Annotated in this window: 12 protein-coding genes and 1 tRNA gene; 1 reads left to right on the top strand and 12 read right to left on the bottom strand. The window is 61.2% G+C overall.

What is annotated here, in order from left to right; genetic code table 11:
• Positions 1-23: 23 nt before the first annotated feature.
• From NVV77_RS07015 to xylF, 10 genes are all read right to left on the bottom strand, one after another.
• The gene (locus NVV77_RS07015; protein ID WP_295411753.1) at positions 24-818 is read right to left on the bottom strand and encodes a DUF2497 domain-containing protein; all 795 of its coding nucleotides are present in this window, start codon (positions 816-818) and stop codon (positions 24-26) included.
• Between the two features lie 186 nt (positions 819-1,004).
• Positions 1,005-2,360: a TolC family outer membrane protein gene (locus tag NVV77_RS07010; RefSeq protein ID WP_295411752.1), complete on the bottom strand. Its 1,356-nt coding sequence runs from the start codon at positions 2,358-2,360 to the stop codon at positions 1,005-1,007.
• Between the two features lie 131 nt (positions 2,361-2,491).
• Positions 2,492-3,115: a protein-L-isoaspartate O-methyltransferase gene (locus NVV77_RS07005; RefSeq protein WP_295411751.1), complete on the bottom strand. Its 624-nt coding sequence runs from the start codon at positions 3,113-3,115 to the stop codon at positions 2,492-2,494.
• A gap of 179 nt (positions 3,116-3,294) precedes the next feature.
• A tRNA-Cys gene (locus tag NVV77_RS07000) sits at positions 3,295-3,368 on the bottom strand.
• Positions 3,369-3,458: 90 nt separating this feature from the next.
• On the bottom strand, positions 3,459-3,713 hold the full coding sequence (locus tag NVV77_RS06995) for a hypothetical protein (RefSeq protein ID WP_295411750.1): 255 nt from the start codon (positions 3,711-3,713) through the stop codon (positions 3,459-3,461).
• Between the two features lie 229 nt (positions 3,714-3,942).
• On the bottom strand, positions 3,943-4,266 hold the full coding sequence (locus NVV77_RS06990; protein WP_295411749.1) for a glycosyltransferase family 25 protein: 324 nt from the start codon (positions 4,264-4,266) through the stop codon (positions 3,943-3,945).
• A 77-nt stretch (positions 4,267-4,343) separates the two neighbouring features.
• Complete coding sequence (locus NVV77_RS06985; protein WP_295411748.1) at positions 4,344-5,030, bottom strand: DUF1345 domain-containing protein; 687 nt, start codon at positions 5,028-5,030, stop codon at positions 4,344-4,346.
• Between the two features lie 41 nt (positions 5,031-5,071).
• Positions 5,072-5,854, bottom strand: a complete 783-nt coding sequence (locus NVV77_RS06980) for an ATP-binding cassette domain-containing protein (RefSeq protein ID WP_295411747.1) — start codon at positions 5,852-5,854, stop codon at positions 5,072-5,074.
• Between the two features lie 11 nt (positions 5,855-5,865).
• Positions 5,866-7,185, bottom strand: coding sequence for a sugar ABC transporter permease (locus NVV77_RS06975; RefSeq protein ID WP_295411746.1), 1,320 nt, complete (start codon positions 7,183-7,185; stop codon positions 5,866-5,868).
• Positions 7,186-7,271: 86 nt separating this feature from the next.
• Complete coding sequence (gene xylF, locus NVV77_RS06970; protein ID WP_295411745.1) at positions 7,272-8,309, bottom strand: D-xylose ABC transporter substrate-binding protein; 1,038 nt, start codon at positions 8,307-8,309, stop codon at positions 7,272-7,274.
• A 224-nt stretch (positions 8,310-8,533) separates the two neighbouring features.
• On the opposite strand from xylF, the gene NVV77_RS06965 reads away from it, so the two are divergent.
• Entirely contained in the window at positions 8,534-9,766 is a 1,233-nt protein-coding gene (locus tag NVV77_RS06965) for an ROK family transcriptional regulator (protein ID WP_295411744.1), read from the top strand.
• Between the two features lie 6 nt (positions 9,767-9,772).
• Here NVV77_RS06965 and cysN read toward each other — a convergent pair whose 3' ends face one another.
• Together cysN and cysD are read right to left on the bottom strand one after the other, a co-directional pair.
• Positions 9,773-11,647 carry a sulfate adenylyltransferase subunit CysN gene (cysN, locus tag NVV77_RS06960; protein WP_367178606.1) on the bottom strand — a complete coding sequence of 625 codons (1,875 nt, stop codon included), beginning with the start codon at positions 11,645-11,647 and terminating at the stop codon, positions 9,773-9,775.
• 14 nt (positions 11,648-11,661) lie between these two features.
• A complete protein-coding gene (gene cysD / locus NVV77_RS06955) occupies positions 11,662-12,570 on the bottom strand; it encodes a sulfate adenylyltransferase subunit CysD (RefSeq protein ID WP_295411742.1) in 909 nt (302 codons plus the stop codon).
• Positions 12,571-12,587: the final 17 nt, after the last annotated feature.

Here is a 12,587-nt window from a genome sequence, read left to right as displayed (position 1 = left end):
CGCCCTGCCCCTCATATGGGAAATCAATCGCCGCGTGCAACGCGGGCGATTTCCTTCTCGACCATGCGCTCGACGACGGACGGCAGGTTTTCGTCCAGCCATTCCTTCAGGATCGGACGAAGCATCTCGCGGACCATGGTTTCGATGGTCAGATTTGCGTTGCCGAGAGAAGGCGACGGGACAACACCAATGCCGGCGGCGCCAAGCTTGTCGATCGAGCTGCGAATAGCGGCCTTCGTGGTCGTTTCGAGGAGACCGTCTGCGATATCGGCGCTCAGCGTTGCATCCGGCATCGGCGAGGCAGCCGCAACGGACGGGCGGGCGAAAGCGATCGGTTCTGCCGCGGTCTCGGCTACGGAGAAGTCTTCATCGATATTGACGGCAGAAAGCACGGGGGCGGCCTCAACTTCTGGTTCGGGCGTAAATACGGGTTCGGCGATCGCTTCGACTTCGTCGACGACGCTCGGCGCAGGATTGAAACTCGGCAATTCCGGCTCGGCGGGCGAGAAGCTGATGTCATCCGGCACAACCAGGGCCGGAGCTTCAACCTGCTCTGAGGTCTCAGCCTGAGCATCGGCCAGCAGCGCATCAAAGCCCATATCGGCCGCCGCTTCCGTTTCCGGAACGATCTGCGCGGACGAAAGCTCTAGCGGCTCATTGTCCTGATCCGCACCAAAGCTCACAGCTTCCATCGGATCGGGAGCAACCTGCAGGGAGGGACGGCGCGGCGCGGCACTCTCATCGTCATCGGCAATGATCTGCCGGATGGAAGACAGAATCTCGTCCATGGAGGGTTCTTTGGCGGCCGGCTTGTTCATAAGTGCCTCTTAAACTCATGCGCGACGCTCGAGAGGGCTTCCGCATGCCACCCAACCCGATTCGTTACTGACACCTTAACTCGTTCTGCCCAGCTTAGGAATCCACAGGACGACGCGCCGGCCAACTTCCACAAAAAGTTGTGGCCGGGACATGCCCGGCCACAAGACTTGGATTCGTTGTGCAGATTACTCGGCGACGGTGCGCAGTTCCTGCCAGACGTCCTCGACAGCCTGCGTATAGTTGACCGCCGATTTCACGGTGACCGGCAGGCCAAGGTTCGACGCTGTCAGACGGCCCATGGCGGAAAGCAGCGAGAAGGTCGCGACCACTTTCGAGGTCTGGGCATTGATCAGCCCTTCCTTGGCGCTGGTCAATTCGGCCTGCGAGTTCAGCACGTCGAGCGTCGTGCTCGTGCCGAGGTCGCGTTCCTGGATCGTACCGTCCAGCACCGTGGTGCCTGCCTGCACGGCAGCCTGGGCGGCCTGAATCTGGGCGTCAGCGCTCTGAATGCCCGCCCATGCGGAAATGACGGCTTCGCGGACCTGATCATAGGTGGACATGGCTTCCACCTCGGACTTGATCTGGCCGAGGTTGGCCTTGCGAACGCTGGCACCCAAGGCGCCGCCTGCATAGATCGGCACAGTAACCTGGAAACCGACCGAGCCGCTGAGGCCATCGGTCACGCCGCCATTGGTCCAGCGGCTACCCACCTGCCCCGTTACCGACGCAGTTGGCCCGAAGGCGGCCTCCGCGGCGTCAGTACCAGCCTGAGCAGCACGGATCGCGGCCTTGGACATCATGATGGCCGGGTGGCCGACTTCGGCCTCGGCCAAAGCCGAGTCGATGGAGTTTGGAATGAGGCGCGCATAGTTGTGCGTGGAATTGAGCTGCTGCGGGCGCACGCCCACGAGACGCTGGAAGGTCGCCTGACTGACTTCGAGTGTGCTGAGCGATGCACGATAGGACGCCTCGCCCTGGGCAAGGCGGGCCTGGGCCTGGGCGACGTCGATACGCGTGCCCTCACCCACGTCCAGTCGGTCTTGAGCGGACTGCAACTGCGCCTGGAAGAAGCGGATGTTCTCTTCGCGCAAGGCAACGAGCTGCCGGCCACTCAGCACGTTCATATAGGCTTGGACAACAGAGAGCAGGACGTTCTGCTCGGAATTGCGGATCTGATATTCGGCAAGTTCGGCAGCAGCCCGGGCGGCCTCGATCTGCGCTTCTGTCTTGAAGTTGTCAAAGATGGTCTGATTGTAGGAAACGCCGGTGGTGATCGAGGGCCCGCCGGAGAATTGGCCGCCAACGAGGCTCCAGCTCTCGGAGCCGCTGATCGAGGCGCCGATCGTCGGTAGCTTGGCCGATTTTGCCAGGGCAATGCTTTCGGCCGAGGCCTTCGCCTCAAGCAAAGCTGCCTGCAGGTCCGGCGCGTGATCATAGGCAGCGGTCAACGCCTGGGTGATCGACTGGGCCTGTGCCCCGCCTGTCGCCCCGAGCGCCAATAGAATGGCGACCGCGCTCGCCGTCACGAACTTATTTACCATAGGTACCCCGCATTCCGACCCTATTACCAATACGCCCGGCATATGGGGTCTACAACCAACCATACCCATGCCTACCAAAAATTAACGTACGCTTCGTTTCAACCCGTGGCCGTTTGGCAACAAATCGACCGCTAAAAAACGAATTCGTCCTTCTGCGCCCAGCTCCACAAGCGCGGTATGGTTGCATCGAACTCTGACGTGAACATTACGCCATCATGGTTCCGGCGGAAAACATGGATGACCGCGATGCCACGACGCAGAATCGGCACGACGATTCGTCCGCCTGGCGCCAGCAGCCGGATCAGGTCATTGGGCTCCGCATCGACCGCGCCCTGAACCAGGATGGCATCAAAAATCTGGCCTGCGACGGCCTCGATATCTCCAGCAATCACGCTGGCATTTTCGATCCCTAGCTGGGTCAGATGGTCATCCGCGCGGGAGGCAAGGCTCGCATCGGCCTCGACGCCGACGACCAGCCCCGCCACCCGAGCCAGCACAGCCGTAGAATAGCCACTGGCAGATCCAACATCGAGGACCCTGTTGCCCTCAGTGATCTCGGCCAATTGCGCCATGCGGCCAAAATGCGCCGGGGACAGGATGAAGCGTTGGGAGGTCAATGGCTGCAGGTCATCGACATAAGCGACGGACTTGCGGCCTTCGGCGACGAACATTTCTCGCGGTACGTCGGCAATGGCGGCAAGCAGCCGCCGCTCCGTAACGCCGCTGGTGCGCAATTGGCTATCGATCATAGCCATTCTTGCGCTTCGATATTCGTCCATCAGCCAGCGATCCGGAACTCGTTGATATGCTGGACGTGAATATAGACGAGCTGATCAACTGGCAAGCCATCGTGGATGGCGGCCGCCGAAACGCGGCAGGAAACAGGGGTCGACCGCGCTGGACTGGCGGACAGGAACAGCAATGTCGGGAAAGTTGGAGGCCGCGTCCGGAATCGAACCGGAGTGCACGGATTTGCAATCCGCTGCGTAACCACTCCGCCACGCGGCCTCTGCGTCTGTACCTATTTGACCTCTCTGGGCGATGCAACAGGATTGTCGCTGCAGGACGAATTTCCCAAAGCTTTGGAAAACGCTTCGTTCAGTTCTCCGGCGCCAGTGGGATCAAGCGGCGTTCCAGACCCTTCTTCTGCTGGGCAAAGTGATCAATGGCGTTGCGCAATCCACGCCTGGCGCCCTTGGCTATCCTTTGAGCGCGGTAGCGAATGGGGTGCCGCTGGGCATAAAGATGCCGCGTACCATCGGCAACGATATTGCTCTTGCCCACGCTCGCTGTGCGCTGATCATACTCGCCGATCTGCTGGCAAAGCGCCGGATCAGTGAGAACACGTGACACAAGGGCCCCTGGCTGCTCGAAGGGGTCGTAAAGCACCAAGTCTACAGGTCGCAGCCTGAGGGCGGGATGTCCGAGGAATTTCTCGGCGGCCGAGCGGGTAATCACGTAACCAGCCGCTCCGATCGGCGTCGAACGAAATCGCCGCAAGGCGATTCCATCCGCTGTCTCCGCGTGCACGGGGTAAACCCTTATCGTGCCACCTAGCGCATCAATACGGATGAGTTCATCGTCAATCCGGTCGACCGCATCGAGAAATGCGGGGGAGGCGCGACGATATCTTCACGTCATCCTCAAAAACCAGCGCCTGGTTGGCGCCCATGTCGAGCATGGTCTGCCAGCATCGTTCATGGCTCAGCGTACAGGCCAGTTCGTTTTTGCGCAGAAACGTCGGTCTCTCGCCATTGCAGTAGAGGTCGACATCCGCGGGGCTAATGTCCGCGGGCGTTACCGCCTCAATACGAGTTCCGTTGAGCCCCAGCTTGTGGAATTGGGCTTCCATAAACTCGCGGCGGTCCGGCCGGCTTGCTAGGTTGATGTAGAAGATCGGCAGCATCCAGAACCACTCCACGGGACCTTATCGGTCGCAGACATAGAAAGCCGACCGGCGCTTGGCAATGCCATGGCCCCTCTTCACCCTTGCCCAAAGCCAAGCAGCACGTTGACAGCGGCCGCCAGGAGGATCGTGTTGTAAAAGTGGGAAAAGATGAGATGCACCATCACGCGACGTCGCATGGCATTGCTCGATACTTTGGTGTCGGAGGTCGCGACCGACGTGCCAACGGTGAACGAGAAATAGAGAAATGCCGTGCCGTCGGGCGCCTCGTCGCCCGGAAAGTCGAGTCCACCCTCGACCTTTTTGCTGCGCGGTCGATCCGGCACTTGATAGTATTCATAGGCATAGTGCAGCGCGCCCATGACCTGCACCGTGAACCACCCCAGAACGACCGACGCAACGCTCGCAATGATCTCGCCCAGTTCCGCGCCATCGTCCTGGTTGAGCGCCAGGAACAGTGAGACTACGGAAGCCACGATGACGATCAGGACGATGAGCAAGATGCCCTTTCCGGGCGTATCCTCCTCGCGGGCATGCTCGTGTAGATAGCCCGCGGTGAGGTGCGGCAGCTTGATAAGTGCCAGGATCAGGTAGCCTGCGAAGAGGCAATTGGCGCCAAGGCTGACCGCGTATTTCGGTACGAGCAGCAGCGATACGACCAAGCCAACGATGCCGAGCAGGAGGCCGAGATAGAACGGAGCGTGTCGCGGCATGACATGCCCGACGGCTACCGCATGCAGGTTTCGCCTCGTCTGTTCCGGCATTCGATAGTTTCCTCCGCGAAATCGCCGCGGAGGAAACGCCGTCAGCCGCTAATGGCTCCCGGACCGGGCTTTGCGCCCGGCGGCACCTTGCCCATGATGATCATGCCAAGGACCTCGTCCTTGGTGACATCGCTGGTGCGCGCTTCGCCCACGACCTGCCCGTTCTTCATCACCACCAGCCTGTCCGCGAGGTCGAAGACGTCGTGGATATCATGGCTGATGAGGAAGATGCCGATGCCTTCGGATTTGAGCTGCTTGATCAGTTCGCCGACTTGCGCGGTTTCCTGCGGTCCGAGGGCCGCCGTCGGTTCGTCCATGACGAGGATGCGTGCGTTGAACAGAATGGCCCGGGCGATGGCCACGGACTGGCGTTGGCCGCCCGAGAGGGCTTTCACCGGCTCTTTGAAACGGCGGAAATTGGGGTTGAGACGCCCCATGACTTCCCGCGCTCGCGATTCCATGGCGGCATCGTCCAGCGTGCCGATCGGGGTTACCAGCTCGCGACCAAGGAAGAGGTTGGCGGCGGCGTCGACATTGTCGGCGACAGCGAGCTGCTGGTAGATCGTTTCGATCCCATAGGCCTTGGCATCGCGCGGATTGCTGATGGAGGCCGGTTCGCCATTGATCCTGATATCGCCGGCGTCACGCTTGTAGGCGCCCGAGAGGATCTTGATCAGTGTCGACTTTCCCGCACCATTGTGGCCGAGGAGGCCAACAACCTCGCCGCGGTGAAGGTTGATCGAGGCGTGATCGACGGCCTTGATACCCCCGAAGGCGATGGAGATATCGGTCATTTCGACCAGGGGTGTGCTGGCATCCAGCATGGCGGGCACTCCTAGTGCTTATTCCGGCGGTAAAGCGTGTCGAGCCACACCGCGAAAACCAGAACAATACCGACAACGATCGACTGAAGCGGGCTATCGAGCCCCATCAGCACCATGCCGGACTGCAGCGATTGCATGACCACGGCGCCAAGCAGCGCGCCGGCGATCGTGCCAACACCACCAGCCAGGGACGTGCCGCCGATAACGGCAGCCGCGATCACGTAGAGTTCGTCGAGCGTACCAAGGGCGTTGGTCGCCGCATTGAGGCGCGCGCTCGAAATGGCGGCGGCGATGGCACAGAGGCCGCCCATCAACATGAAGATCTTGACGGTCACCCAGCGCGTATTGATGCCCGCCAGCTCGGCCGCTTCCGGGTTGCCGCCCATGGCATAGACATAGCGGCCAAAGCGCGTCCGCATGGTGAGGAAGGTCATGAACACCCCCACCCCCACAGCAATCAACACCGGCACCGCGATGCCATGCGAGATGAATAGCCCGCCTTCCGGCACAGGAATGCCATTTGCCTTGGCATAGTTCTCGGCAATGCGCACCGGCCAGGGGTAGGCATTTGCCACCCAGATCGCCCCAATGGTCGCGCCGCAGCCGAGAATGGCCAGCGATGCTTCGGCCCAAAGCGGACGCTGGGGGAAATTGAAACGGCGGCGCTGACGGCGACCGAAGTAAAGCCCGGCAACGATCGCCACGCAGGCGATGGCCGCAACAATCCAGCTCCAGGTGAAGCCAATGGATCCGGCCGGCCCGCCACCGATCAGCTGGAAGGTCTGATCCATGGGCGCAACGGTACGGCCCATGGTCACCCACCAGGCGGCACCGCGCCAGACGAGATAGCCACCAAGCGTAACGATAAAGGCCGGCACGCGCAGATAAGCGATAATCGTGCCCTGCAGCGCGCCAATGCCGACGCCGACGACAAGGCCGGCCAGCAGCGACAGGCTCCAGATCAGCGGATGACCGAGGCCGAGCCCCAGTTGCACCGGCAGGATCTGCGTCTGCATGACGCCCATGACCATGCCGACGACGCCCAGAATCGATCCCACAGACAGGTCGATATTGCGAGTGACAATGACGAGCACCATGCCCGTGACCATGACTGCAACGGAAGCCGTCTGCACCGACAGGTTCCAGAGGTTGCGCGGGGTCAGGAATAGGCCGCCCGAAAAGATATTGAAGCCGATCCAGATGATCGCCAAGGCGCCAATCATGCCCAGGAGGCGCGTATCCACCTCAGTCGCGATGAGGAAGCGCTGAATGGGATTCTGCGTGAATGTGCTCGGATGGGCTGGCGTGGAAATGGCGTGTTGATCAGCCATTCAGGTCTCCCGTGGAAACGGCGCCCCAGCAAGAAGCCGGGGCGCAGTTCGGTTGCGATCAGGCAACCAGTTTAGCCTTTGTGGGCTCAGTTACAGGCGGCAACCGTACCGGCAGCAACACCCTGGCACACGACATCCTTGGACACCCAACCAGCGTCAATCACGACGTTGAGGTTTTCCTGGGTGATCGGCACGGGCGGGAGCAGCACAGCGTTCATCTCGACGCCCTTCGGGCCATCGGAGAACTTGGTTGCGCCGGTGACGGCATCGAGAGCCGTGCCGCCGCCGAGTTCAACTGCAATTTCCGCTGCCTTCTTGCCGAGTTCGCGCGCGTCCTTCCAGACCGAAACCGTCTGGGTGCCGAGTGCGATACGGTTGAGGGCAGCGTGGTCGCCGTCCTGACCGGAAACCGGCACGGAACCGGCGAGACCCTGTGCAGCCAGCGCTGCGATTGCGCCGCCTGCGGTGCCGTCGTTGGAAGCAACGACAGCGTCGACTTCGTTGTTATTCGCCGTCAGGAACTGTTCCATGTTCGCCTGGGCGACTTCCGGGTTCCAGTTGTCGGTATAGGCTTCGCCGACATTCTTGATGGCGCCCGAATCGACGGCAGCCTGGAGCACTTCCATCTGGCCGGCGAACAGGAAGTCAGCATTGGGGTCTGCCGAATTGCCCTTGATGAAGACGTAGTTGCCTTCAGGCTTTACGGCGAACACGCCCTGAGCCTGCATACGCCCGACTTCCTTGTTGTCGAAGGTCAGGTAGAAGGCATCGGGGTTTTCGATCAGGCGGTCGTAGCCAACCACCGGAATGCCTTCGGCGACGGCAGCTGCCACGGCGGGGCCAATGGCTTCACTGTCCTGAGCCAGAACGATCAGCGCGGTTGCACCCTGGCTGATCAGGCTTTCGATATCGGTAAGTTGCTTCGAGGCAGACGACTGGGCGTCAGCCGAAATATACTCAGCGCCGGCCGCCTCAAGAGCGGTCTTGATCGCTGCTTCGTCGGTTTTCCAACGTTCTTCCTGGAAGTTGTTCCAGGAGACGCCGACGACGATTTTGTCCTGTGCCAAGGCGGCACCAGTCAACACGGTCGAGGCAAGCAAGACCGCTGCAAAGAGCTTATTCATCAATGTCCTCCCAATGGGCCATTCGGGCCCAAAATGCCATCCGCAGCCTTCACATCCCTAGGCAGGCGGGCACGCACTAGAGCATTATTTTCAATGCTCGAAAAAAGAAGTCGCATGTCAGATCGCGACGTGTCAACGTCAATTTCGAGTGCCGAACAAATTCAAGGTTGCGTCGAAGCGGCAGCTTTGATGTCTTGGGCTTGGGAGTGAGGGGAGTTGACTGCTTGACGCGAACCGTCAGCGATAGCGACAGCGTCCGGCGGCAAAACCGTGGACTGGTCTTGAGTGCCCTGCGCATGCAGGGCGCACAATCGCGCACGGCCCTCGCCAGCCTCACCGGCCTTAGCCACGCGAGCATGACCGCCATCATGTCGGACCTGCTCACGCAGGGACTGGTCGCGGAGCTGACAGCGGACCGGCCAGATGGGCGGACGCGCGGGCGCCCCGCCACTTTCGTCAACTTCGCGCGCAAGGCCGCCCATGCGGCGCTTTTCGAGCTCGACGTCAATCGCGCGAGGCTTTCGCTTATCGACTATGGCGGTGTGCTGGTCGACCGCATCGAAACCGACCTGACGCCGACCACCTTTGCCGGCATCGCGCCATGCCAATTCCTGTCCGACCGTCTCGACGCACTGCTTGCCCGCACGCCTGCCGCCAAGAAGACATTGCGGCGCATCGCTATTTCCGTGCAGGGCATTTTGGAACGTGACGGCCGTGGCCTGCGCTGGTCGCCGATCCAGCATCTGGCGGGTGCGCCCTTCGCGACCGAGCTTTCCGAGGCTCGCGGCCTACCCGTAACGCTGCACAAGCGCGGACGCCTCCTTGCGGAGGGTGCTCGCTGGCTCGATCCGGCCCTGCACGAAGCCAGTGTTGCCACGGTCTTCGTCGGCTCAACCGTGGCCATGGGTGTTACGTTCCGCGGTCAGATCATGGGCCGGGGCGACGAGGGCGCCACCGAGTTCGGCCACATGAACCATGTTCCCAACGGGGCGCTCTGCCGTTGTGGCATGCGCGGCTGCATCGAAGCCTATGCCGCGGATTACGCCGTACTCCGCAATGCCTATTCCGTGCCGGAGACCGCACCCCCTGCCCCCGCCGTACCGGCCCAGCAATATGAAATGCTGATGCAACGCGCCGAATCCGGCGATCGCAGCGCTACCCACGCCTTCAATCTTGCCGGACGCGCCATCGGTTTTGGGCTCAGCCGCATGCTGGCGATTTACGACCCCTCGCACATCCTGATCGTGGGACCGGGCGCCCGAGCCCTTGAACTCATGCGCCCGGAAATCGATCAGGCCATCAAGGCCTCGCTCGTCGGCAGCATAAATGGCGCACCCCACATCATCGCGCATCGCGATGAAACGGAGCCCATCTTCAAGGGCCTGCTCATGAAGACCCTCAACGATATCGACCAGGTCGATTTCGCGCCGCTTCCGACCTCAGAGCGGGCCGGCTGAACATCGTCAGATCTTCAGCCAGTCGTGTAGCTTGTCGGCCATGGCAGCGGGCTCTTCCTGGCCGCCATGCAGCGTCACATCGGGCGTGGTCGGCACTTCGAACGGGCTGTCGATGCCGGTGAAATTCTTGATCTCGCCGCGCCGAGCCTTGGCATAGAGCCCCTTGGGGTCGCGCCGCTCCGCCACTTCCAGCGAAGTGTCGACATAGACTTCCGTGAAGCGGATATCGCCGGCGATTTCACGCGCCAGCTGCCGTTCCTTCTCGAAGGGCGAGATGAAGGACACGAGAACGATCAGCCCGGCATCGGCCATGAGCTTTGCCACCTCTGCCACGCGGCGAATATTTTCGACACGTGCTGCTTCGGTAAAGCCCAGATCCTTATTGAGCCCGTGGCGCACATTGTCGCCATCGAGGATGTAGCAATGCCGGCCTTCCGCCGTCAGGCGCTTTTCGAGGAGATTGGCAATGGTCGATTTGCCCGAGCCCGAAAGGCCGGTAAACCAGACGATCTGCGCTTCCTGCCCCTTCTGCTCGGCGCGCACCTGGCGGTTCACGTCGAAGGACTGGTAGGTCAGGTTCTGCGCGCGGCGCAGGCCGAACGAAATCGTGCCTGCCGCCAGCGTGGCATTGGAAAGCCGGTCAATGAGAATGAAGCCGCCGGTAAGCGGATTGTCGGCATAGGGATCGAAGGCGATGGCGCGATCGGTCGCGATGGTGACGGTGCCAACCTCGTTGAGGTCGAGCTTGTTCGCCGCGACGTGCTCGAGCGTGTTCACATTGGTTCGAAACTTGATGTCCGTGATCGTCGCCGGGACGGTCTGTGAGCCTACCTTGAGCAGATAGGAGCGTCCCTGATAGGCCGGCTCGTCGTTCATCCAGACCAGGCGCGCCTGGAACTGGTTGGAAAACTCTGGAACAGCGCCTGGGTGAGCCAACACATCGCCGCGCGACACGTCGATTTCGCGATCGAGAACTAGAGTCACCGCCTGACCGGCAATGGCGCTGTCGAGATCACCGTCCATGGTGACGACGCGCGCGATCTTCGCCGGCTTTCGCGAGGCAGCGACCAGAACCTCGTCGCCGACCTTCACCTCACCAGAAGCAACGGTGCCGGAGAAGCCGCGGAAATCGAGATTGGGGCGATTGACCCACTGCACCGGAAAGCGGAACGGCTGTGCTGCCTTGTCCTGCGCGACCTCGATAGTTTCGAGATAGGGCACCAGCGGCGTTCCCTTGAACCACGGCATGCGTTCGCTATTAGCGAGAATATTGTCCCCCCGCAGCGCCGAGACCGGTACCGCCGCCAAGGTCTGGAACCCGAGATCCCCGGCAAAGGCGCGATAGTCCGCCTCGATCTGGTCGAAGATCGCCTGGTCGTAGCCGACAAGATCGATCTTGTTGACCACGAGCACCACGTGCTTCACGCCCACCAGCGACAGAATAAAACTGTGACGACGGGTCTGGGTAAGCAGGCCCTTGCGTGCATCGACCAGCAGCAAAGCAAGGTCGGCATTGGAGGCACCGGTCGCCATGTTCCGAGTGTACTGCTCGTGGCCCGGCGTGTCGGCGACGATGAACTTGCGCTTGTCGGTCGAGAAAAACCGATAGGCCACGTCGATGGTGATACCCTGCTCACGTTCGGCGGCGAGGCCATCCACCAGCAGCGAGAAGTCGATGCCTTCATCGCCAACCGTGCGATTGTGGCTTTCCTTCTTCAGGCTCGCGAGCTGATCATCAAGAATAAGCTGGCTGTCATAGAGCAGCCGCCCGATCAGGGTCGACTTGCCGTCGTCGACGCTGCCGCAGGTGAGGAAGCGCAGGAGCGACTTGTCGGTCTGCTGGGCGAGCCAAAGGTCGAGATTCGTATCAGGCGTGGCCATGGCGAGGGTCATACTCAGAAATAGCCTTCCTGCTTCTTCTTTTCCATCGAACCGACGGAATCGCTGTCGATCAGCCGGCCCTCGCGCTCGGAGGTGCGGCTCGCCTGCATTTCCATGATGATCGAAGGCAGGTCGGCGGCGTTGGAACGAATGGCACCGGTCAGCGGATAGCAACCAAGGGTACGGAAGCGCACGGTTTCGTGGCGCGGCGTCTCGCCTTGCGCCAACGGGAGACGTTCGTCATCCACCATGATCAAGGTGCCTGAGCGTTCGACCACCGGCCGGGGCTTCGCAAAATAGAGCGGCACGATGGGGATGTTTTCCGCGTAGATGTAGGTCCAGACGTCCAACTCGGTCCAATTGGAGATCGGGAAGACGCGCATGCTTTCGCCCGGATTGAGGCGGGTATTGAACGTCCGCCACAGCTCCGGCCGCTGGTTCTTCGGGTCCCAGGCGTGACTGGCATTGCGGTGCGAAAAGACGCGTTCCTTTGCCCGAGACTTTTCCTCGTCGCGCCGCGCGCCACCGATTGCCGCATCATAGCGCCCAGCATTGAGCGCCTGGCGCAGGGCGGCCGTCTTCATGATGTCGGTGTAGCGCGAGGAGCCATGATCAAAAGGATTGATCCCGTCCCGTACGCCATCCTGATTGGTGTGGGTGATCAGGTCGAAGCCGTATTCCTCGGCCGTTCGATCGCGAAACGCGATCATTTCCTTGAACTTGAACGTCGTATCGACATGCAGCAGCGGAAACGGAATCTTGCTCGGGAAAAATGCCTTGCGTGCAAGATGCAGCAGGACGCTCGAATCCTTGCCGATCGAATACATCATCACCGGCCGCTCGAAACTCGCAGCAACCTCGCGCAGAATCTCGATGCTCTCCGCTTCCAGAGATTGCAGATGGGTGAGAGGAGTTGGGGTCACGATGGTCCAGCCTGTTG

This window comes from Devosia sp., assembly GCF_024707125.1.
GTDB lineage: Bacteria > Pseudomonadota > Alphaproteobacteria > Rhizobiales > Devosiaceae > Devosia.
Note: the sequence above shows the minus strand (reverse complement) of the source record. Positions and strands in the feature narration are given on the sequence as shown.

What these genes read in the sequence shown, in the direction of transcription:
- NVV77_RS06985 (WP_295411748.1), bottom strand. Translation starts at nt 5,030, where the DNA reads ATGCCGGAACAGACGAGGCGAAACCTGCATGCGGTAGCCGTCGGGCAT.
- NVV77_RS07010 (WP_295411752.1), bottom strand. Translation starts at nt 2,360, where the DNA reads ATGGTAAATAAGTTCGTGACGGCGAGCGCGGTCGCCATTCTATTGGCG.
- cysN (WP_367178606.1), bottom strand. Translation starts at nt 11,647, where the DNA reads ATGGCCACGCCTGATACGAATCTCGACCTTTGGCTCGCCCAGCAGACC.
- xylF (WP_295411745.1), bottom strand. Translation starts at nt 8,309, where the DNA reads ATGAATAAGCTCTTTGCAGCGGTCTTGCTTGCCTCGACCGTGTTGACT.
- NVV77_RS07015 (WP_295411753.1), bottom strand. Translation starts at nt 818, where the DNA reads ATGAACAAGCCGGCCGCCAAAGAACCCTCCATGGACGAGATTCTGTCT.
- NVV77_RS06990 (WP_295411749.1), bottom strand. Translation starts at nt 4,266, where the DNA reads ATGCTGCCGATCTTCTACATCAACCTAGCAAGCCGGCCGGACCGCCGC.
- NVV77_RS07005 (WP_295411751.1), bottom strand. Translation starts at nt 3,115, where the DNA reads ATGGCTATGATCGATAGCCAATTGCGCACCAGCGGCGTTACGGAGCGG.
- NVV77_RS06975 (WP_295411746.1), bottom strand. Translation starts at nt 7,185, where the DNA reads ATGGCTGATCAACACGCCATTTCCACGCCAGCCCATCCGAGCACATTC.
- NVV77_RS06980 (WP_295411747.1), bottom strand. Translation starts at nt 5,854, where the DNA reads ATGCTGGATGCCAGCACACCCCTGGTCGAAATGACCGATATCTCCATC.